Raw genomic sequence first — 21387 nt, 5'->3', positions numbered from 1 at the left:
CGATCGACGCCTAAAGCTGCCAGGCGTCCGTCGACAGTTCGGGCGCAGTACCGGCTCGCTCCTCGAGGATCATGTAGGAGCGGGTCGAGGCGACGCCGGGCATGCTGTGGATGCGACGCAGGATCGTCTCGGAGAGCGCATCGTGGTCCGGCGCGCTCACCGTGAGCAGGATGTCGATGTCGCCGCTCAGCGCCTGCGCCTTCTCCACGAACGGCAGGGCTGCGAGAGCCTCGGAGACCGTCGGCCAGTCGGCCTCCACCTTGACGATGACGATCGCGGTGATCCCGAGGCCGAGCGCCTCCCGATCGACGTTCGCCGAGAACCCGGTGATGATCCGGTGATCGAGCAGCCGGCCCAGGCGCGTATGCGCGGCCGTGCGGGAGATGTGCACCCGTTCGGCGAGGGCGCGGATGGAGAGGCGGGCATCCCTGCCGAGCTCGGCGATGATGCGGCGATCGATCGCGTCGATGCGGTACTTCTTCCCGCGCGGCTTCTTCCCGCGCGGCTTCTCCTCGGGCGGCTTCTCTTCGGGCAGCTCTCCGTCGGGCACCGGCAACCCTCCTCGCTCGCTCGATCGTGTGCCCAGCGTACCGCCGCCGGTCGGTCGGTGGGATGCGCTTCAGTAGACTCGGGTGCTGTGACGACACGCCTCTCCCAGCTCTTTGTCCGCACCCTGCGCGAGGACCCCTCCGACGCCGAGGTGGCCAGCCACCGCCTGCTCGTGAGGGCCGGCTACATCCGGCGCCAGGCACCGGGCGTGTTCTCCTGGCTGCCGCTCGGCCTCAAGGTGCGCCGCAAGGTCGAGCAGGTCGTCCGCGAGGAGATGGATGCCATCGGCGGGCAGGAGGTCCTGTTCCCCGCCCTCCTGCCGCGCGAGCCCTACGAGCTGACCGGGCGCTGGACCGAGTACGGCGACGGGATCTTCCGCCTCAAAGACCGCAAGGAGGCCGACTACCTGCTCGCGCCGACGCACGAAGAGGTCTTCACCCTCATGGTCAAGGACCTGTACTCGAGCTACAAGGACCTGCCGCTCATCGCCTACCAGATCCAGGACAAGTACCGCGATGAGGCGAGGCCACGCGCCGGACTCCTGCGCGGCCGCGAGTTCAGCATGAAGGACTCCTACTCCTTCGATTACACGGATGCCGGACTCGAGGCCTCCTACCAGAAGCACCGCGACGCCTACGAGCGCATCTTCCAGCGGCTCGGCCTCGACTACGTCATCGTGAAGGCCGACGCGGGGGCGATGGGCGGCTCCCGCTCCGAGGAGTTCCTGCACCCGACGCTGATCGGCGAGGACACCTTCGTGCGCTCGGCCGGAGGATATGCGGCCAACGTCGAGGCGTATCGCACGACGGTTCCGGATGCTCTCCCCATCGAAGGACTGCCGCCCGCGGTCGTGCACGACTCGCCGAACACTCCGACGATCGCGACCCTCGTCGATCTCGCCAACAACGCTGTGCCGCGCGAGGATCGCCCCTGGACTGCTGCCGACACCCTCAAGAACGTCGTCCTCGCCCTCGGGCACCTCGACGGAACGCGCGAGCTCGTGGTCGTGGGCCTGCCCGGCGATCGCGAGGTCGACCTCAAACGCGTCGAGGTCGCCTTCGCCCCGGCCGAGGTCGAGGCGGCGACCGAGGCCGACTTCGCGAAGCATCCTGGTCTGGTCAAGGGCTACATCGGGCCGTGGTCGGCATCCGGGCCCGTGCTCGGCGCGCCGGAGGACGGCCCTGCATCGTCCACCGGCATCCGGTTCTTCGTCGACCCGCGCGTCGTCGACGGAACCCAGTGGGTCACCGGTGCGAACGAGCACGAGAAGCACGTGTTCGGGCTCGTCGCCGGGCGCGACTTCACGGCCGACGGCGTGATCGAGGCGGCCGAGGTGCGAGCCGGCGACCCGGCCCCAGACGGCTCAGGACCGGTCGAGCTCGCGCGCGGGATGGAGATCGGCCACGTGTTCCAGCTCGGACGCAAGTACGCCGAAGCGCTCGGCCTCAAGGTACTCGATGAGAACGGCAAGCTCGTGACCGTCACGATGGGGTCCTATGGCATCGGTGTCACGCGCATCCTCGCCGTCATCGCCGAGGCCAACAATGACGAGAAGGGTCTCGTCTGGCCCCGCGAGGTGAGCCCCTTCGACGTGCACGTCATCGCCGCGACGAAAGAGCCCGAGGTCTATACGGCTGCCGACGCCCTCGTCGCCGAGCTCGAGACACAGGGTATCGACGTGCTCTACGACGATCGCCTCAAGGTGTCGCCGGGCGTGAAATTCGGCGACGCCGAACTCATCGGTGTGCCCGTCATCGTGATCGTCGGCAAAGGGGTCGCGGACGGCAACGTCGAACTGTGGGATCGCCGCACCGGCGAGCGGACCTCGGTTCCCGTCACGGCGATCGGTGCCCTCCTCGTGGCCGAACTCGGGTAGTTTAGAAGGAGACTTGACCCGGCCCGTTCCCGGTCCAACGGAATCGCCGGATGACAACAGAAGAAATGAATAGTGGAGGCACTCGGTGGACATCGAACTGAGCGTGCTGCGCACGATGGAGCGCGAACGCGAGATCCCCTTCGATGAACTCGTCACGATCATCGAACAGGCCATCCTGACCGCGTACCTCAAGCACACCGGTCAGCCGGAGCCGAAGGATGGGCCACCGCCTGCGCGCGTAGAACTCGACCGCAAGACCGGTCACGTCGCCATCTATGTCCCCGAGCTCAACGAGGATGGCGAGGTCATCGGCGAGGCAGAGGACAGCCCGAGCGACTTCGGCCGGATCGGCGCCTTCGCCGCCAAGCAGGTCATCAACCAGCGACTGCGCGACATCGCCGACGACCACGTGCTCGGCGAGTTCCGCGGCCGGGAGGGCGACATTGTCGCCGGCGTCATCCAGCAGGGGCCGAACCCGCGGATGATCCACGTCGACCTGGGCGTCATCGAGGCGCTCCTGCCACCGGAGGAGCAGGTGCCGGGGGAGGACTACGCGCACGGCTCCCGCATCCGGGTGTACGTCACGAGCGTGAGCAAGGGTCTCAAGGGACCGTCGATCACGGTGTCGCGCACGCATCCGTCGCTCGTTCGCAAGCTCTTCGCCCTCGAGGTGCCGGAGATCGCCAGCGGTGCGGTCGAAATCGTCTCCCTGGCCCGCGAGGCCGGCCATCGCACGAAGATCGCGGTGAAGGCGAACGAGCCGGGTATCAATGCCAAGGGCGCCTGCATCGGTGAGATGGGTCAGCGCGTGCGAGCGGTGACCGCCGAGCTCAACAACGAGAAGATCGACATCGTCGATTACAGCCCGGATCTCGCCACCTTCGTCGCGAACGCGCTCTCGCCGGCGAAGGTCACGAGCGCCTTCGTCATCGACGAATCGCTCAAAGCCGTCCGCGCGCTCGTGCCGGACTACCAACTCTCGCTCGCGATCGGCAAGGAAGGGCAGAACGCCCGCCTCGCGGCGAAGCTCACCGGCGCGCGCATCGACATCCAGCCGGACAGCATCCTCGAGGACTAGGGGTTACACTGGAACCCGTTAGAACCTGCCTTGGCTGCCGGAAACGGGTCGATCGCTCCGCCGTGATGCGGGTGGTGGCCCGCGAAGGCGAAGTGGTGGTGGATCACACCGCCACGCTTCCCGGTCGGGGCGCGTGGGTGCATCCCACCCGCGAATGCATTGACTCCGCACTGCGACGCAAGGCCTTCGGCCGGGCGCTGAGGGTGGAGTCGGGGCTCGCCACCCGGCAGGTTCTCACCATGATCGAGGCTCCACCCGGAGCCCCTGAAGAACAGGCTGATTGACCTATGGACAACTAATGAGCGGCTCGAAATGAGACCCGTCCGCAACTAGGTCTGCTCCCGTCCGGGGGCAGGCCCCAGACAGGAGAATTGTGGCTAAACCACGCGTGCACGAGATCGCAGCAGAACTCGGCATCGACAGCAAGAAAGCCCTTGAGAAGCTCAAGGAGATGGGCGAGTTCGTCAAGGGCCCGTCCTCGAGCATCGAACCGCCGGTCGCGCGCAAGCTGAAGGCGGCGCTCGCGGCGGACGGCATCACCGCCCCCAAGGCGGCGCCGGCGAAGGCCGCCCCTGCGGCACCGAAAGCGCCGGCTGCGCAAGCGCCCGCGCCCGCGGCTCCCGCACCGGAAGCCGCCCCCGCCCCTGCTGCCCCCGAGCCGCCGGCAGCGGCTGAGGCCCCTGCGGCGCCAGGACCCGGCGACACCGGTATCCCGCGCCCCGGCACCCCGCGTCCCGGCAACAACCCGTACGCGAGTTCGCAGGGCATGCAGCGCCCCGGTACACCGCGTCCCGGCAACAACCCGTACGCGAGTTCGCAGGGCATGCAGACCCGTCCACCGTCGCCCGCCGGCATCCCGCGCCCCGCAGCTCCTCGTCCGGGTGCACCGCGCCCAGGCGTCGGCGTCGGGCAGCGACCCGGCGCACCGGGAGCCCGCCCGGGCGGAGCCGGCGGCGCCAGGACCGGCGGACCCCGCACCGGAGGCGGCTTCCGCCCCGGCGCCCCGGGAACTCCCAGCACCGGGTTCGGGCCCAACCGCCCGGCCGGTGGTGGTGGCCGCGGTCGCGGCCCCGGTGGGGGCACTGCCGGAGCGTTCGGCCGCGGTGGCGGTCGCGCGAAGGCCCGCAAGTCGAAGCGTACGAAGCGGGCAGAGTTCGAGTTGCGGGAAGCCCCATCGCTCGGCGGCGTGAGCGTTCCCCGTGGCGACGGCGACACCGTCATCCGGATGCGACGCGGGGCATCCATCACCGACTTCGCCGACAAGATCGATGCGAGCCCGGGCAACCTGGTGACCGTGCTGTTCCACCTCGGCGAGATGGCGACGGCCACGGAGTCGCTCGACGAGGCCACCTTCGAGGTGCTCGGCGAGGAGCTCGGCTACAAGATCCAGATCGTGTCTCCCGAGGATGAGGACCGCGAACTGCTCGAGGGCTTCGACATCGACCTCGACCAGGAGCTCGAAGACGAGGACGAGGACGACCTGGTCGCCCGCCCGCCCGTCGTGACCGTCATGGGCCACGTCGACCACGGTAAGACCCGCCTTCTCGACGCGATCCGCAAGGCGAACGTGCGCGAAGGCGAGGCCGGTGGCATCACCCAGCACATCGGCGCCTACCAGGTGGTCGAGGAGCACGACGGAGTCGAGCGTGCCATCACCTTCATCGACACCCCTGGGCACGAGGCGTTCACCGCCATGCGTGCCCGCGGTGCCCAGGTGACGGACATCGCGATCCTCGTGGTCGCCGCCGACGACGGCATCATGCCGCAGACGGTCGAGGCGCTCAACCACGCCCAGGCGGCCGGCGTTCCGATCGTGGTCGCGGTCAACAAGATCGACAAGCCGGATGCCAACCCGGCCAAGGTGCGCCAGCAGCTCACCGAGTTCGGGCTCGTCGCCGAGGAGTACGGCGGGGACACGATGTTCGTCGACGTCTCCGCCCTCAACGACATCGGCATCCCGGAACTCCTGGACGCTGTGCTCCTGACCGCGGATGCCGGGCTCGACCTGCGTGCGAACCCCGACAAGGACGCGCGCGGTGTCGCCATCGAAGCCAAGCTCGACAAGGGGCGCGGCGCCGTGGCGACCGTGCTCATCCAGTCGGGAACGCTCGAGGTCGGGGACCCGATCGTCGCGGGGACCGCCTACGGGCGTGTCCGGGCGATGTTCGACGAGAACGGCGAACCCGTGGAGTCGGCGACGCCGGCCCGACCGGTCGCTGTGCTTGGGCTCACCTCGGTGCCCCGCGCCGGCGACACCTTCCTGGTCACCGACGACGACCGCACCGCCCGGCAGATCGCCGAGAAGCGGGAGGCCGTCGAACGCAACGCACTCCTGGCCCGCAGCCGCAAGCGCATCAGCCTCGAGGACTTCACGAAGGCCCTCGAGGACGGCAAGGTCGAGTCGCTCAACCTCATCATCAAGGGTGACGTCTCCGGTGCCGTCGAGGCGCTCGAGGAGTCGCTGCTCAAGATCGAGGTCGACGAGTCGGTTCAGCTGCGCATCATCCATCGCGGTGTCGGCGGCGTCACGGAGAGCGACGTCAACCTCGCGACCGTCGACAACGCCATCATCATCGGGTTCAACGTGCGTCCCGACCCGAAGGCCCGCGAACGTGCGGCGCGCGAGGGCGTCGATGTGCGCTTCTACTCCGTGATCTACTCCGCGCTCGAGGATGTCGAGAATGCTCTCAAGGGCATGCTCAAGCCGGAATATGAGGAGATCCAGTCCGGTGTCGCCGAGATCCGGGAGGTGTTCCGCTCCTCCAAGTTCGGCAACATCGCCGGTGTCATCGTCCGCAGCGGAACGATCACCAGGAACGCCAAGGCGCGGGTCATCCGCGACGGCGTCGTGGTCGGCGACGGGCTCGCGATCGAGAGCCTTCGCCGGTTCAAGGACGACGTCACCGAGGTCAAGACCGACTTCGAGGCCGGTATCGGTCTTGGCAGGTTCAACGACATCCAGATCGGCGACGAGATCGAGACGATCGAGCTCAAGGAGAAAGTGCGCTAGTGGCTGACCCGGCGCGCGCGCGCAAGCTCGCCGACCGCATCAAGGTGATCGTGGCGAAGCGGCTCGAGAAGGGGCTCAAGGATCCCCGGCTCGGCTTCGTCACGATCACGGACGTGCAGATGACCGGCGACCTCCAGCACGCGAGCATCTTCTACACCGTGTACGGCACCGATGAGGAGCGCGCGGATTCCGCCGCCGCACTCAAGTCGGCGACCGGGATGCTGCGCACCGAGGTGGGCAAAAACATCACCGCACGGCTCACGCCGAGCCTCGAGTTCATCGCCGACGCGATCCCGGAGAACGCGAAACACATCGAGGACCTGCTCGCCGAGGCGCGCAACCGCGACTCCGAGGTGAGTGCGATGGCCTCCGGCGCGCAGTATGCGGGGGACGCCGACCCCTACGTCAAGCCGCGCGAGTTCGTGGACGACGAGGGTGAAGAGAGCTAGTTCGGCAGCGTGAAACCGCTCTCGGATGCGACGGCGAGGCCGTCCGCGAGCAGTCCGGTCAGGGCGCGTTCGCGCTGGGCGGCATCCGGCCACAGGGCGTCGAGTTCGGCCCTGGGCACGGGAATGTCGCTCGCGCGAAGCTCAGCGAGAATGAGTCCGCGCACCTGCCGGTCCGAGCCCTCATACTTCGCCTGCCCAGGGCGCGTCGGACCGAGGCGTTCCGGGTAGCCGGCGGCCCGCCAGGCGCAGCGATCGGCAAGCGGGCACGCGTCGCAGCGCGGTGAGCGCGCTGTGCAGATCAGGGCGCCGAGTTCCATGACCGCAGCGTTCGTCACCCGTGCGGCTGCGTCGTCCGCGGGAAGCACCGCCTCCATCGCTGCGAGGTCGCGCTTCGTGGACGGAGGTCCGGCATCCGCCTGCCCTTCGATCGCACGTGCAATGACCCGCCGCACGTTCGTGTCGACGACCGGATGCCGGTGGCCGTATGCGAACACCGCGACGGCCCGGGCGGTGTACTCGCCGACACCCGGGAGCGCGAGCAACTCGTCGACGTTCTCCGGGACGACCCCGCCATGCAGGTCGGTGATGGCAACGGCGCAGGCGTGCAACCTGAGCGCGCGGCGCGGGTAGCCGAGTCGCCCCCAGGCGCGAACCGCCTCTCCGGCGGGGACCGCAGCGAGATCGGCCGGCGTCGGCCAGCGGTCGAGCCACGCAGCGAGCGGGCCGATCACGCGCGCGACGGGCGTCTGCTGCAGCATGAATTCGCTCACCAGGATTCCCCAGGCTCCGAAACCATCGCGCCGCCACGGAAGGTCGCGGCGGTTCTGAGCGAACCACTCGTTCACCGGCGCGGCAATAGTCACCGGACTACTCTAGAGATATGGCTCGATGGGCACCCGCGAAGAAGGACCAGCTCGAATCGCTGGCGACCGAGATCATGCACAACTACAGCAGGGGGCGCGCGATGGTGGCGATCGATGGCCGCCACGGCGCCGGTCAGCGCCAGTTCGCCGACGATCTCGCCGAGGCTCTCCGCCAGAACGATGCCCATGTGTTCCGCGCATCGATCGACGACTTCTTCCGCCCGCGCCGCGATCGTGAGCGCGAGGGGTGGCTCGACGGCGGGGCACAGTACCGCGACGCCTACGACTACTCCCTCCTGCGCCGCGTGCTCGTCGACCCGTTCCACACGGCCGGAAGCACCGGCTTCGTGCTCACCGGCTTCGACGAGGTGCGCGACCAGCCGGTCTTCCAGCCGAAGTGGATGTCGGCAGGCCCCGACGCGATCCTCGTCGTCGACGGCGTGTTCCTGAACCGACCCGAGCTCGCCGGCCTGTGGAATTACTCGATCTGGCTCTCGACCCCGCTCATCGAGTCCGGGGACGAGGAGGTCATGCGCGACTCTGCTGCCGATGAGGCCTACCTCAAGGACGCGAATCCGAGCGAGAAGGCCACGACGATCATCGACAATCAGGATCTGGACCACCCGCGCCGCGTGTTCGTGGATTCTTGCTGAGCGGGGCGTGGTGAACCGCGCTGTCAGCCCGCGGGAATCCGCGCTACGACCTGCTCGGGGGTGAGGAAGACACCGGTGCCCTCGACCTCGTGCACGAGCGCGACGAGTGCGGCGTTCACCGGGGCCGACGTGCCCGCGGCGAGGGCGGCATCCGCGATGGCGCCGTTCAGGTAGTCGATCTCGGTCTTCTGCCCGCGCCGGATGCTCTGCAGTGTCGATCCCGGATTGGGCGTCGAGCCCATCCGCCACTTCATGACGAGCGGAAGCACCTGGCCGATCCAGAGCGGCAGCGCACCGAAGAGCCGGAGGGCACCGTTCGAGAGCCCCTGCAGCTTCGCGAAGCGGATGTCGGAGGCGATACCGACCCGCACGGCCTCCCGCATGCTGCGGGTCAGCACCCGCCGAAGCGACCGGTCCGCGATCGTGTCCTGGGCGCTCAGGCCGGTGATGGCCGGCAGGGCGTTGATCTGGTTGACGATGAGCTTCGACCATTGTGCGCCGGCGAAGTTCAGGGTCGTCGTGACGGGCATCACGGCGCCGAGGACATCCGCCGCATACCGAACCTCGAGCCCATTGCGCTCGTTGCCGAGGCACGTGCTCCCGTCCGTCGTGACCGCGACGACTGCGGGGGAGAGGTAGGAGGCCGCGAACAGGGCGAGACCCCCGACGATGTCGGAGTGCCGAAGGACCCTCCGCGCCGTCGTGACCGCGTGCAGGCCGTTCTGCACGACGACGACCGGGATTCCGCGCAGCCACTCCGCGTTATCCCTGAGGGCACTCGCGGCATCCAGGGCCTTGGTCGCGACGACCGCGAGCTGCGGTGCACGCGTCAGCCGCTCATTCGCCTCCACCCGGGCGACGTGGTCGCCCCAGGCGCCGCTCAAGGCGAGCCCGTTCGCGCGGATGGCCTCGAGGTTGTCGCCGCGCGCAGTCACCTCCACGTCGTGGCCGCCCCGGTCGAGGAGTGCGGCAATCGTCCCGCCGACGGCCCCCGCCCCGATGACCGCTATCCTCATGTTTCGAATCCTACGTGGCACGCCTGCCATTGGCAGGCCAGGTGCTTGATAATCTCGGGGGGTGGCGGAGACTCTGGGGAGAGGCGGCATCCTGCTCGTCGACAAAGCCGGCGGCATGACGAGTCACGACGTCGTATCCCGGGTCAGGAAGCTCGCTGGTACACGCAGGGTTGGTCACGCCGGCACCCTTGACCCGATGGCGACCGGACTCCTCGTCCTCGGCATCGACGGTGCCACGCGCCTGCTGACCTACCTCGTCGGCCTCGACAAGGAATACCTTGCGACGATCCGACTGGGCGCCTCGACCCCCTCGGATGACGCTGACAGCCCCGTCGACCGCATCGCCGACCCCGATCGCCTCGCCGCGGTGACCGAGCCGCAGCTTCTCGCCGCAATCGGGGGGCTCACCGGCGACATCCGGCAGGTTCCGTCGACGGTGAGCGCGATCAAGGTGAACGGGCGCCGCGCCTACGCCAGGGCGCGAGCCGGCGAGACGGTGGAGCTCGGCTCGAGGGCCGTGACCGTCTCGGCCTTCGAGGTGCTGGCCGTCCGCCACGGCGAGTTCCTCGACCTCGATGTGCGGGTGGAGTGCTCGACCGGTACCTATGTGAGGGCGCTCGCCCGCGACCTGGGTCGCGCCCTCGGCGTCGGCGGCCATCTCACGGCGCTCCGCCGCACGCGGGTCGGCCCGTTCCGGGTCGAGGGGGTGCCCACTCTCGACTCGGTCGATGCGAAGGGGGATCTTCTCGACCCGGCCGCTGTCGCCCGTGAGCTGTTTCCCGTACTCGAGTTGAGCGCCCAGGAAGCCGTCGACCTCGGCCACGGCAAGCGACCGGTCGTCGTGCATCCGGATGGCGACCCGGTCGCGGCGATCGGCCCCGATGGCCGCCTCATCGGCCTCGTCGCCGTCGCCGGCGGTGTTGCCAGGGTCCTCGTCAACTTCCCGAAGGAGGAACCGACATGATCGACTGGTTCACCTGGCTGCAGATCGGCGTCGCCGTCCTGACAGGCCTGTTCGCCATCATTGCGGGACTGGCCGGACGGAAGCCCGACGATTACAGCCTCGGCGCCCTGTTGCTCGTCGAACTCCTGCTCGTGGTTCAACTCGTCCTGGCGTTGCTCGCTCCGGCGTTCGGCAACGCCCCGACCGGCAACCCGCTCGAGTTCTACACCTATCTCGTCTCGGCGATCATCCTCGTTCCGCTGGCGGGCTTCTGGGCGCTCGTCGAGCGGACGAGGTGGAGCACCGTCATCCTCGGCGCTGCAGCGCTCGCCGTGGCCGTGATGGTGTACCGGATGCTTCAGATCTGGACCGTGCAGCTCGGCTGAGCCCGGCGCCTGAGTCCGGTGCCCGAGTCTGGTTCTGGGGCCGGTTCTGGGTCTGGTTCGGAGTCTGTCTCTGGGGCATCCGCCGATCGCCTAACCTTGAACCGATGGAATCCTCTGCACCCTCGCACGGAAACGGCGGGCTCGCGCGCGGCACCGGCCGGGTACGCGGTGTCGGCCGACTGCTCATCGTCGTGTACGGCATCCTCGCGCTCGCCGCGACGGGGCGGTCGTTCGTGCAGATCGCCACCAAATTCGACCACGCGCCCGTGGCCTACCTCCTCTCGGCATTGTCCGCCGTCGTCTACATCGTCGCGACGGTCGCGCTCGTCAAGCGCGGACGGATGTGGTACCGGATCGCCTGGGCCACGATCACCTTCGAACTGCTCGGCGTGCTCGTCGTCGGATTCCTGAGCATCTTCGACGCCGAGCTGTTCCCGAGCGACACGGTCTGGTCGGTGTTCGGGCGCGGTTACCTGTTCGTTCCGCTCGTGCTCCCCGTGCTGGGCATGATCTGGCTCTCGACAGGCGGTCGCGTCGACCCCTCGCCGGCCACGGAGCCTGCGGCCGGGTCGACCACCGAGACGGCGGCCTGAGATGAAGATCTATACCTCGCTCGCGGAGATCCCCACCGACTTCGGCCCCTCCGCCGTCACGATCGGCAAGTTCGACGGAGTCCACATCGGCCACCACCGGATGATCGACCTGCTTCTCGCCGATGCGCGGGAGGCGTCGCTCACGCCGACGGTGCTGACCTTCGACCGCAATCCGCTGAGCCTCCTGGCGCCGGAGGCGTGCCCGCCCGCACTCATCAGCAACGACCAGAAGCTCGAACTGCTCGAGCGCTCCGGTGTCGCCGCGACCGTCATGCTCACCTTCGATCGCGCCTTCAGCCAGCAGGCCCCGGAAGAGTTCATCGAGCGTGTCCTCGTGCGGGCGCTCAGGGCGAGGATCGTCTTCGCCGGCCCCGATTTCCGTTTCGGCCACGGCGGAAAGGGTACCGTCGCCCTGCTCGACGAGGTCGGCCGGCAGGACGGTTTCGAGGTGCGGCACCTCCCGATCGTCGAGCACGAGGGCAGGCGCATCTCCTCGACCTGGGTGCGCGAACTGCTCGCAGAGGGCCGGGTGCGGGAGGCGGCGGCGTTGCTCGGCCGGCGGCCGGCTGTGCGTGGCGCCGTGGTACGCGGGGCGCAGCGCGGCAGGATGCTCGGGTTCCCCACCGCGAACCTCGCAGCGGAGTCCGAGGGCCTGGTTCCCGCCGACGGCATCTACGCAGCCTGGGCGACGGTCTCCGGCGACCGGTACCCTGCCGCCGTCTCGATCGGCAACAACCCGACCTTCGAAGGGGTGCCGGCCCGCCAGGTCGAGGCGCACCTGCTCGCGGCGGATTCCGGTCCGCTCGACATCGACCTCTACGGCCGCACGATGGAGCTGGACTTCGTCGACCGAATCCGCGGCATGGAGAAGTTCGACGGCGCCGACGCGCTCATCGCACGGATCACCGCGGACGTCGAGGACACCCGGCGCATCCTCGTGACAGACCCCGCTTCGTGACCGGGCAGGCACCGTGACGCGGCCTGCCCCGCTCTGGGCGGGGCGCACCCTCGCGCTCCTCGGCATCGTGCTCGTCGCCGCGAATCTGCGCACGGCCGCGACCTCGCTCTCGCCGGTCGTGGGAGCGGTGGCCGCCGATATCCCGCTCGACGAGGTCGGACTCGGCATCCTCGGAATGCTGCCGCCGGTCATGTTCGCTCTCGCCGGGCTCGTCGCGCCGCGTATCTCGCATCGGCTCGGACTCGAGCGATTCCTCATCCTCGCGATCGTCGCCATGACGGCGGGCTTCGTCGGCCGGGCCCTGGCCGCCGAGTACTCGCTGCTGTTCGCGGGCACGCTCGTGGCGCTCGCCGCGGCAGGGGTCGGCAACATTCTGCTGCCCCCGATCGTCAAGCGGTACTTCCCGGATCGTGTCGGGCTCATGACCTCCCTCTACGCGACCTGCGTCTCGCTCGGGACGGTGCTTCCGCCCGCATTCGCGTTCCCGATCGCCGACCTCGCAGGCTGGCGGGCGTCGCTCGGGGTGTGGGCGATCCTCGCACTGGTGAGTCTTCCGCCGTGGATCTCGGTACTGATTCGGAGCAGGAAGCGCTCACGTGCCGCGGCACTCGATCCGGCGCCGGAGCTCGAGGAGCCTGCGCCGGGGATGATCGGTCGGGTCTGGCACTCGAAGGTCGCCTGGGCCATCGCGATCGTGTTCTCGCTCACATCCTTCCAGGCGTACTCGATGTTCGCCTGGCTGCCGAAGCTGTTGGTCGACCAGGCCGGAGTCGGCGAGTTCGAGGCGGGTCTGCTGCTCGCGTTCTGGGGGGCCATCGGGATGGTCGCCTCGATCGTGGCACCCATCCTGAGCGCCCGGTTGTCGAACGTCGGATGGATTCTGCATATCGGCGGAGTCGGCTTCGTGCTCGGCTATCTGGGGCTCCTGGTGGCACCGGGGGTGTCCCCGTGGCTGTGGATCGCCCTCTGCGGTGTCGGGCAGGGGATCTTCCCGGCCTGCCTCGCGCTCATCAACCTGAGGACGCGCACGCACGAGGGCTCGATCGCGCTGAGCGGGTTCTCCCAGGCCGTCGGCTACACGCTTGCCGCGCTCGGGCCGCTCCTCGTCGGCCTGCTGCATGACGCCACGGGGGGCTGGGCGCTCTCGCTCATCCTGCTCGCGGCGACGTCGGCCCTCTTCGTATACTTCGGCTTCGTGCTGCGGCATCCCCGTTTCGTCGAGGACGAGACGGCCTCCAGGGAGGTTGCCTGAGTCGCCTCGGTGAAGGCGGACTCCGCGCAGGCCGATTCAGAGCAGGTCGGCGCGGTGCACGAGCGCCGCGGCGCCCACGAGCGGCCCGATGTCGGAGAGCAGCGAGGGCACGACTCGCACCTTGCGGGTGAACTCCAAACCACTGTGCTCGTCGATTCCGATCCGGATGTGGTCGAAGAGGTCCGGCGTCGCGCGCGAGAACCCGCCCCCGACGGCGACGAGCTCGAGGTCCACGAGGGCGGTCACCGAGCCGATCGCGCGCCCGATCGCCCTCCCCGAACGCATGATCGCTGCGCGGGCGACACCGTCGCCGGCGGCATAGCTCTCGGCGAGTTCCTCGCCGGTCGTGCCGGTCCAGCCCTGCTCCCGCGCCCAGGCGACGCTGCGCGGGCCGGATGCGACGGCTTCCAGGCATCCGCGTCCCCCGCAGGCGCACGGGTCGTCGAACCCTGCGACCTCGACGTGGCCGATGTGCCCGGCATTGCCGGTCGGCCCCGGAACGGTGTGCCCGCCGAGGATGAGACCGCCGCCGATTCCGGTGGAGACGACCATGCCGAGGACGTTGCCGACGCCCTGCGCGGCGCCGACCCAGTGTTCGGCGAGCGTGATGCACAGGCCATCCATGCGCAGCGTGACCGGGGCATCGGCGACCAGGTCTGCGGCGTGCTCGTGGACGATCTCCGAGACGAGCTCGTGCAATGGATAGTCTCGCCAGGCGGGAAGGTTCAGCGGCGAGACGAGCCCTTCGGCCTGCCGGATCGGGCCGGCCGCTCCGATGCCGACGCCCGAGACCCTGCCCTCCGCCGGCAGTGCGGCGAGAGCGCTCGTCACCACGGCGCGGACACTCGCCGCGAGCTCGTCAGAGGTCTTCGCGGCGCCGGTGGACTTGCGCGATCGACTGCCGTCGAGGAGGGTCCCCTCGCGGTCGACGAGGCTCGCCTCGACCTTCGTGCCTCCGAGGTCGATGGCGAGTGCGAGATCGTGCGGCATGTACAGAGCCTATGGGGGAGGCCCGGCGTAGGGTTGCACCATGACCCCCGCGGCGCTCGAACTCGACTTCGAGAGGGACTTCGAATTCCCCCCGTCGATCGTCTTCGATGCGCTCATCGAGCCGGATCTCATCCTCGGATGGCTCGCGGAGGCCGACGTCGAGCCGCAGCTCGACGGGTGCTACGACCTCGTCTGGCTCACCAGTTCGAGCTACCCGCCGACGCAGGGCATGATCACCGCGCTCGAGGAGCCCGAGCTGCTCGAGATCGAGACGGACAATCGCGGTGAGATCTCCTTCCGGCTCTCCGCGCTCCCCGGCGGTCCGTTCGGGACGACGACGCGGCTCCTGACGACCGTGCGGGTCGCGGTGGATGCGGCGTTCGTTCCGCGTGTGAAGGCCGACTGGCTGAGCAACCTCGACCAGCTGGACGGGCTGCTGCGCGGGCATCCGGTCGACTGGGCGAACTGGGACCGCGACCGCGCCGAGGCCTGGCGCGGCTACCTGGCTGCTGCCGGCGGTCGCTGAAGCCAGACGGGGATCGATCCGTTCATCCGCGCATCTGTTCATCCGCGCGTCCGTGCGTCCGGATTCTGCTCATATGAGCAGAGAGCCCTACAGATGTTGAGAATGGCCTCGTGCGCGCCTAGCCTGAAAGGGAGAGGAGGCCCCATGTCCGCGCTCATCACCGATCCGGAGATGCTCACCGTGCGCATCGCCGAGCTCTACTACGACGAGAACAAGACGCAGGACGAGATCGGCGCCATCCTCGGGGTCACGCGCTGGAAGGTCGGCCGACTCCTCACCCGAGCGCGCGAGAAAGGCATCGTCCGCATCGAGATCGTGCATCCGCGTGCTCGCAGGCTCGGTGCCGAGCGCGAGCTGCGCGAGCGGTTCGGGCTCACGGATGCCGTGGTCGTCCCGCTCGCGGAAGACCTGCGATCCGTCGTCGCCCAGGCGGCCGCCGACTACCTGACGGCCCTGCGCCCGGTTCCCCGTACTCTCGGGATCAGCTGGGGCAGGACCCTTGACGACGTCGCGCATCACCTTCCCACCGGCTGGGCCAACGGGGTCAACGTCGTACAGATCAACGGGGGTGTGAGCCTCAACAAGCGTGCGGGGACCGCCTCGACGACCGCGGTCGAGATCGCGCGCAAGGGCCGCGGCCAGGCGGTCCTGCTGCCGAGTCCGGCCATCCTCGAACGTCTCGAGACCAAGCGCGCGATCGAGAGCGACCGCACCGTCGCCGCCGTGCTCGACAGGGCGGCCAGGGCGGATGCCTACCTGTACAGCGCCGGGGTCGCCGACGAGTCCTCCGTGCTCGTGGAGACCGGTTATCTCCGCCAGGAGGATGTCGCGGAGCTCGTACGCAAAGGCGCCGTCGGCGACGTCCTCGGCCGCTACATCGACGCGAACGGCAACCCTGTCGATCCCGGTCTCGATGAGCGGACCGTGGGGCTGGGGCTCGACGAGCTTCGCCGCTCGGCCACCGCGATCCTGGTCGTGGCGGGGGAGGCGAAGCATCCGGTCGCCCGTGCGGTCGTCACCAGCGGCCTGTGCGACGTCGTCGTCACCGACGAGGTCACCGCTGCAGTACTCCTGGAAGAATCGTGACGGAGGAATCATGACGTTGGAACAGCCAGTCGCCCTCGCGCCGGCCGAGCGAGCCGTGCAGCTCATCGGCGCGGACCTGACCGAGAAGAGCCTGAAGCTCCACCTCGACGGGCTGTCCGGGGTCGACGCCGTCGGACTCGAGGCGCGCGCGGCCGGCCTCGCCACGCGCTCCATCAAGACGAGTTCGAAGGCCTGGGCGCTCGACACGATCATCCGGCTCATCGACCTCACGACGCTCGAGGGCGCCGACACCCCCGGCAAGGTGCAGTCCCTCGTCGCGAAGGCCATGAACCCCGACCCCTCCGACCCGACGACCCCTCGGGTGGCAGCGGTATGCGTCTACGGCGACATGGTCGCGGATGCCGTCGCCGCGCTCGGCAGCGCACATGCGGCCGGCGGTCGCACCGGTATCAACGTCGCCGCGGTCGCCACGGCGTTCCCGAGCGGCCGAGCCTCGCTCGCCGTCAAGCTCGCCGACACGAAGGATGCCGTGGACGCCGGTGCGGACGAGATCGACATGGTCATCGACCGCGGCGCATTCCTCTCCGGTCGGTACGGCATCGTGTTCGAGCAGATCGTCGCGGTCAAGGAGGCCTGCCGCCGCCGCGACGGGAGCTACGCCCACCTCAAGGTGATCCTCGAGACCGGTGAACTCAACACTTACGACAATGTGCGGCGCGCATCCTGGCTCGCCATCCTCGCCGGTGCCGACTTCATCAAGACCTCCACCGGCAAGGTGCAGCCGGCAGCAACCCTCCCGGTCACCCTGCTCATGCTGCAGGTCGTGAACGACTGGCACCGGCTGACCGGAGAGAAGATCGGGGTCAAGCCGGCCGGCGGCATCCGCTCGTCGAAGGACGCCATCCGCTACCTCGTGACGGTCGCCGAGACCGTCGGGGAGGAGTGGCTCCAGCCGCACCTGTTCCGCTTCGGCGCATCGAGCCTGCTCAACGACGTTCTGCTGCAGAGGCAGAAGCTCACGACCGGCCACTACAGCGGCCCCGACTACGTCACGATCGACTAGGAGTATCAATATGAGCTTCCTCGAATACGCTCCGGCCCCCGAGTCGAAGAGCATCCTGCACCTCAAGAAGAGCTACGGACTCTTCATCGACGGGGACTTCCGCGAGGGGCACGGCACACCGTTCACGACGATCTCGCCGGCCGACGAGAGCCCGATCGCGAAGATCGCGAACGCGAACGCCGCGGATGTCGACACGGCGGTCGTCGCGGCTCGCCGCGCCTACGACAGGGTCTGGTCGCGGATGAGCGGCAGCGACCGCGGCAAGTACCTGTTCCGCATCGCCCGCCTCGTGCAGGAGCGCACTCGCGAACTCGCCGTGGCCGAGAGCCTCGACAACGGCAAGCCCATCAAGGAGAGCCGCGATGTCGACGTCCCGCTCGTCGCCGCCTGGTTCTTCTACTACGCCGGATGGGCGGACAAGCTCGACCACGCGGGCCTGGGGGCCGCTCCCCGCGCGCTCGGAGTGGCCGCTCAGGTGATCCCGTGGAACTTCCCGCTGCTCATGCTCGCCTGGAAGATCGCGCCGGCTCTCGCGGCCGGCAACACGGTCGTGCTGAAGCCCGCGGAGACCACACCGCTGTCTGCGCTCGTCTTCGCCGAGATCCTGCAGCAGGCCGACCTGCCGCCGGGCGTCGTCAACATCGTGACGGGGGCAGGCGACACCGGTTCGGCGCTCGTCAACCACCCGGATGTCGACAAGGTCGCCTTCACCGGTTCGACCGCCGTCGGGCGGGCGATCGCGAAGTCGACGGCGGGGACGGCCAAGAAGCTCACGCTCGAACTCGGCGGAAAAGCCGCGAACATCGTGTTCGACGACGCCCCCATGGATCAGGCGATCGAGGGCATCGTCAACGGGATCTTCTTCAACCAGGGACATGTCTGCTGCGCCGGCAGCCGCCTGCTCGTGCAGGAGAACGTCCACGACGAGGTCATCGACCGGCTCAAACAGCGCCTTTCGACGCTTCGGCTCGGCGACCCGCTCGACAAGAACACCGACATCGGGGCGATCAACTCGAAGGCGCAGCTCGAGCGCATCCGCACCCTCTCCGACATCGGCGAGGAGGAGGGGGCCGACCGCTGGACCGCGGACTGCGTCATCCCCGACAAGGGCTTCTGGTTCGCGCCGACGATCTTCACGGGCGTCGAGACGAGCCACCGCATCGCGCGCGAGGAGATCTTCGGACCGGTGCTCTCGGTGCTCACCTTCCGGACTCCGGCCGAGGCGATCGCGAAGGCGAACAACACGCCATATGGTCTCTCGGCGGGAATCTGGAGCGACAAGGGCAGTCGCATCCTCGGGGTCGCCGACAAGCTCAAGGCCGGTGTCGTCTGGGCGAACACCTTCAACCGGTTCGACCCGGCGAGCCCGTTCGGCGGCTACAAGGAGTCCGGCTACGGGCGTGAGGGCGGCCGCCACGGACTCGGAGCCTACCTGCAGTCCGGCTGGCATGCGCCGGCTTCGCGGCAGCTACCGGCTTCTCGGGTCGAGCCTCGTACTTCTCGGGTCGAGCCTGCCGCTTCTCGGGTCGAGCGTGCCGAGACCGCCCGCGCGCCGAAGAAGGGATCCACCAGATGACCGCCCGGCTCGCCGTACCGAAGACCTACAAGCTCTACATCGGCGGGGCATTCCCGCGCAGCGAGTCCGGGCGCACCTACGAGGTCGTGACGCGCAAGGGCGACTTCCTGGCGAATGCCGCTCGGGCGAGCCGCAAGGATGCTCGTGACGCCGTCGTGGCGGCCCGTGCTGCGGTCTCCGGCTGGTCCGGTGCGACCGCCTACAACCGTGGGCAGGTGCTCTACCGCATCGCCGAACTGCTCGAGGGCCGCCGAGCGCAGTTCGTCGACGAACTGCGCCGGGGGAGTGGCCTCACCGAGGCCCAGGCGAACCGCGAGGTGGACACCGCGATCGATGTCTGGGTCTGGTACGCGGGCTGGGCCGACAAATATCTTCAGGTGACCGGCAACGGGAACGCCGTGAGCGGTCCGTACTTCAACATCTCGACTCCGGAACCGACCGGTGTCGTCGCGATCGTCGCGCCGCAGGGCTCCGCATCCGGCGACGGGGGCCTCCTGGGCCTCGTCTCGGTCGTCGCGCCTGCGCTCGTGAGCGGGAACACGGTCGTCGTGATCGCGAGCGAAGCGGCTCCGCTGCCGGCGATCAGCCTCGCCGAGGTTCTCGCGACGAGTGACGTCCCGGGCGGTGTCGTCAACATCCTGACCGGCTCGCCGGCCGAGATCGCGCCCTGGCTCGCCAGCCACGCGGATGTCAACGCGCTCGACCTCGCCGGTGCATCCGACCTCGACTGGGTGGACCTGCAGGTCGCGGCGGCCGACACGCTCAAGCGCGTACTGCCGCCGGAGCCCGGTGTGCCGGCGCCCTCCGTCGAGCGCATCCAGTTCTTCACCGAGACGAAGACGGTCTGGCATCCGAAGGGGATCATCTGACGCTGCCCATTTGGTAACGAAACGGTAACGAAACGGGTATAGTGGCTACACCCGCCAACGGCGGACCCGGACCGAACTACCGAATGGCGTGTCAATGGCGACTGCGCACCACCCGAGAGCGCTCACTACCCGGCGCGGCATGATCGTGAGCGTCCTCGTCCTCGGATTCGTGCTCGCCATCGTCCTCAACCCCGATGCCTCGAAAGTCGAGGCGAGCGGGTGGTTCGGCGGGCTGCGGTCCCCGGGGGAGGCGGCGTTCATCGCGGGCCATCGCGGTGACCGCACGATCGCGCCGGAGAACACCATGCCGGCGCTTCAGGCGGCCCTCGACGGGCCGATGGGCTTCGTCGAGACGGATATCCAGCTGACGAAGGACCGGGTTCCCGTGCTCATGCACGACACCTGGGTCGACCGCACGACGAACGGTGAGGGACGCGTCGGCGACCTGACGCTCGCCCAGCTTCAGGCGCTGGATGCCGGGGCGTGGTTCTCACCCGAGTTCGCCGGCACGAGGGTGCCCACCCTCGAATCGCTCCTCTCAGCGCTGCAGGCGAGCGAGGCGGCGGGCGCGGGCAAGAAGGCCCTCCTCGAGTTCAAGGGCTTCTGGACGACCGACGAGGTGCGCATCGTCGTCGACCTCATCCGGCAGTACGCCGTCGCTCGCCTCGTGATCCTGTCGAGCTTCGACCCGGTGACCCTTCAGCACGTCGAGGAGGTCGATGGCACGATCCCGCGCGCGATCATCACCGCGAAGCTCCCCAGCGACCCGGTGCGCCTCGCCCGGCTCTACGGGGCGATCGCGATCATCACGAGCCAGGCCGCCGTCGAGGCCGACCGATGGGTGGTCGACCGGATCCACCGGGCCGGGCTCGGCATCATCCTCTACACCCTCAACACGAAGGAGAGGTGGTCATCGGCGCTCGATCTGGGGGTCGACGGCATCATCACCGACCGCCCGGACCGGCTCGGCACCTGGATGTCCGCGAAGGTCACCGGGTAGGGCCGGCGTGGGCGACCCGATGGCCGGCGCCCGGTGATTGTGGCGATTCCCAGCGGGAACGCGCAGGATGGACATGCCCGGCGGTTCACCCGCCGAGAACGGGAGCGCTCATGGACGAGGACATGGACCGGCCCAGGAGGATCGTCTTCCTGGGTGACAGCATCACGGCCTCGGGGGACTGGGCGGGCTGGTTCCCGGATGCCGACACCGTCAACCTGGGCGTCTCCGGCAACAAGACCGACGATGTCCTCGAGCGCATCGACGACGTGATCGCGGCGGCCCCCGACGACATCTCGCTCCTCGTCGGCACCAACGACCTCGGCCACCGGCTGTCGGTCGAACACGTGGTGCGCAACATCCAATTGCTGCTCGTCGAGTTGCGGCGCACCCTGCCTGGCACGCGGATGCTGCTCCAGTCGATCATGCCGCGCGGCGCCGAGTTCGCCGAGCAGGTGCAGGAGGCGAACATCCACCTGTGGCAGTTCGCGCCGACGGTGCACGCGCAGTACCTCGACGTGTGGCCGGCATTGGCCGGTGACGACGGGGGGATCCGCCCGGAGTTCTCGGGCGACCGGCTGCACCTCACCCCGGAGGGTTACGAAGCGTGGCTCGTGGAGCTGCGTCCGGCCCTCGAACGCTTGCGGGACGAACCGCCGATGAGCAGGCCCATCCAGATCATCGGCTGAGTCG

At 68.9% G+C, this 21387-nt stretch carries 22 protein-coding genes; 18 read left to right on the top strand and 4 right to left on the bottom strand.

Going from position 1 to position 21387, the window contains the following annotated elements; all coding sequences use genetic code 11:
• Positions 1–10 precede the first annotated feature (10 nt).
• Positions 11–550: an Lrp/AsnC family transcriptional regulator gene (locus ABD678_RS11735; RefSeq protein WP_344756841.1), complete on the bottom strand. Its 540-nt coding sequence runs from the start codon at positions 548–550 to the stop codon at positions 11–13.
• Between the two features lie 87 nt (positions 551–637).
• Between ABD678_RS11735 and ABD678_RS11730 the strand changes: the two genes are divergently transcribed.
• The 5 genes from ABD678_RS11730 to rbfA all read left to right on the top strand — a co-directional run bounded on the left by ABD678_RS11730 (position 638) and on the right by rbfA (position 6962).
• On the top strand, positions 638–2425 hold the full coding sequence (locus tag ABD678_RS11730; protein WP_344756839.1) for a proline--tRNA ligase: 1788 nt from the start codon (positions 638–640) through the stop codon (positions 2423–2425).
• Between the two features lie 85 nt (positions 2426–2510).
• Complete coding sequence (nusA, locus tag ABD678_RS11725; protein ID WP_344756837.1) at positions 2511–3503, top strand: transcription termination factor NusA; 993 nt, start codon at positions 2511–2513, stop codon at positions 3501–3503.
• Between the two features lie 8 nt (positions 3504–3511).
• Complete coding sequence (locus ABD678_RS11720) at positions 3512–3787, top strand: YlxR family protein (protein WP_344757185.1); 276 nt, start codon at positions 3512–3514, stop codon at positions 3785–3787.
• An 89-nt stretch (positions 3788–3876) separates the two neighbouring features.
• A complete protein-coding gene (gene infB, locus ABD678_RS11715; RefSeq protein ID WP_344756835.1) occupies positions 3877–6513 on the top strand; it encodes a translation initiation factor IF-2 in 2637 nt (878 codons plus the stop codon).
• Positions 6513–6962 carry a 30S ribosome-binding factor RbfA gene (gene rbfA / locus ABD678_RS11710; RefSeq protein WP_344756833.1) on the top strand — a complete coding sequence of 150 codons (450 nt, stop codon included), beginning with the start codon at positions 6513–6515 and terminating at the stop codon, positions 6960–6962. Before infB ends, rbfA begins: the two co-directional genes overlap by 1 nt.
• Here rbfA and ABD678_RS11705 read toward each other — a convergent pair.
• Positions 6959–7825 (bottom strand): HhH-GPD family protein, encoded by an 867-nt coding sequence (locus ABD678_RS11705; protein WP_344756831.1) that lies wholly within the window; start codon positions 7823–7825, stop codon positions 6959–6961. The two genes, rbfA and ABD678_RS11705, sit on opposite strands and share 4 nt — an antisense overlap.
• Positions 7826–7842: 17 nt before the next feature.
• Between ABD678_RS11705 and ABD678_RS11700 the strand changes: the two genes are divergently transcribed.
• Positions 7843–8478 (top strand): nucleoside/nucleotide kinase family protein, encoded by a 636-nt coding sequence (locus tag ABD678_RS11700; RefSeq protein ID WP_344756829.1) that lies wholly within the window; start codon positions 7843–7845, stop codon positions 8476–8478.
• Between the two features lie 23 nt (positions 8479–8501).
• On the opposite strand, the gene ABD678_RS11695 is transcribed toward ABD678_RS11700, so the two are convergent.
• Positions 8502–9494, bottom strand: coding sequence for a ketopantoate reductase family protein (locus ABD678_RS11695; RefSeq protein WP_344756827.1), 993 nt, complete (start codon positions 9492–9494; stop codon positions 8502–8504).
• A 61-nt stretch (positions 9495–9555) separates the two neighbouring features.
• On the opposite strand from ABD678_RS11695, the gene truB reads away from it, so the two are divergent.
• The 5 genes from truB to ABD678_RS11670 all read left to right on the top strand — a co-directional run bounded on the left by truB (position 9556) and on the right by ABD678_RS11670 (position 13626).
• A complete protein-coding gene (truB, locus tag ABD678_RS11690; protein WP_344756825.1) occupies positions 9556–10458 on the top strand; it encodes a tRNA pseudouridine(55) synthase TruB in 903 nt (300 codons plus the stop codon).
• Positions 10455–10823 (top strand): hypothetical protein, encoded by a 369-nt coding sequence (locus ABD678_RS11685; RefSeq protein ID WP_344756823.1) that lies wholly within the window; start codon positions 10455–10457, stop codon positions 10821–10823. Before truB ends, ABD678_RS11685 begins: the two co-directional genes overlap by 4 nt.
• Positions 10824–10927: 104 nt before the next feature.
• On the top strand, positions 10928–11416 hold the full coding sequence (locus ABD678_RS11680; protein ID WP_344756821.1) for a hypothetical protein: 489 nt from the start codon (positions 10928–10930) through the stop codon (positions 11414–11416).
• Between the two features lies 1 nt (position 11417).
• A complete protein-coding gene (locus ABD678_RS11675) occupies positions 11418–12374 on the top strand; it encodes a bifunctional riboflavin kinase/FAD synthetase (protein ID WP_344756819.1) in 957 nt (318 codons plus the stop codon).
• A gap of 13 nt (positions 12375–12387) precedes the next feature.
• Complete coding sequence (locus ABD678_RS11670) at positions 12388–13626, top strand: MFS transporter (RefSeq protein WP_344756817.1); 1239 nt, start codon at positions 12388–12390, stop codon at positions 13624–13626.
• Between the two features lie 36 nt (positions 13627–13662).
• Here ABD678_RS11670 and ABD678_RS11665 read toward each other — a convergent pair whose 3' ends face one another.
• Entirely contained in the window at positions 13663–14616 is a 954-nt protein-coding gene (locus ABD678_RS11665) for an ROK family protein (RefSeq protein ID WP_344756815.1), read from the bottom strand.
• Positions 14617–14656: 40 nt separating this feature from the next.
• On the opposite strand from ABD678_RS11665, the gene ABD678_RS11660 reads away from it, so the two are divergent.
• The 7 genes from ABD678_RS11660 to ABD678_RS11630 all read left to right on the top strand — a co-directional run bounded on the left by ABD678_RS11660 (position 14657) and on the right by ABD678_RS11630 (position 21383).
• Entirely contained in the window at positions 14657–15142 is a 486-nt protein-coding gene (locus tag ABD678_RS11660; RefSeq protein ID WP_344756813.1) for an SRPBCC domain-containing protein, read from the top strand.
• A gap of 144 nt (positions 15143–15286) precedes the next feature.
• Complete coding sequence (locus ABD678_RS11655) at positions 15287–16228, top strand: sugar-binding transcriptional regulator (protein WP_344756811.1); 942 nt, start codon at positions 15287–15289, stop codon at positions 16226–16228.
• 10 nt (positions 16229–16238) lie between these two features.
• Entirely contained in the window at positions 16239–17252 is a 1014-nt protein-coding gene (gene deoC / locus ABD678_RS11650; RefSeq protein WP_344756809.1) for a deoxyribose-phosphate aldolase, read from the top strand.
• Positions 17253–17262: 10 nt separating this feature from the next.
• Complete coding sequence (locus ABD678_RS11645) at positions 17263–18828, top strand: aldehyde dehydrogenase family protein (protein ID WP_344756807.1); 1566 nt, start codon at positions 17263–17265, stop codon at positions 18826–18828.
• Positions 18825–19697: an aldehyde dehydrogenase family protein gene (locus ABD678_RS11640; protein ID WP_344756805.1), complete on the top strand. Its 873-nt coding sequence runs from the start codon at positions 18825–18827 to the stop codon at positions 19695–19697. Before ABD678_RS11645 ends, ABD678_RS11640 begins: the two co-directional genes overlap by 4 nt.
• A gap of 139 nt (positions 19698–19836) precedes the next feature.
• The gene (locus ABD678_RS11635; protein WP_344756803.1) at positions 19837–20697 is read left to right on the top strand and encodes a glycerophosphodiester phosphodiesterase; all 861 of its coding nucleotides are present in this window, start codon (positions 19837–19839) and stop codon (positions 20695–20697) included.
• A 110-nt stretch (positions 20698–20807) separates the two neighbouring features.
• Positions 20808–21383, top strand: coding sequence for a GDSL-type esterase/lipase family protein (locus ABD678_RS11630; RefSeq protein WP_344756801.1), 576 nt, complete (start codon positions 20808–20810; stop codon positions 21381–21383).
• Positions 21384–21387 lie beyond the last annotated feature (4 nt).

Source organism: Leifsonella bigeumensis (genome assembly GCF_039537265.1).
GTDB lineage: Bacteria > Actinomycetota > Actinomycetes > Actinomycetales > Microbacteriaceae > Terrimesophilobacter > Terrimesophilobacter bigeumensis.
The sequence above is the reverse complement of the archived record's forward strand: the minus strand, read 5'-3'. Positions and strand labels throughout refer to the sequence as shown.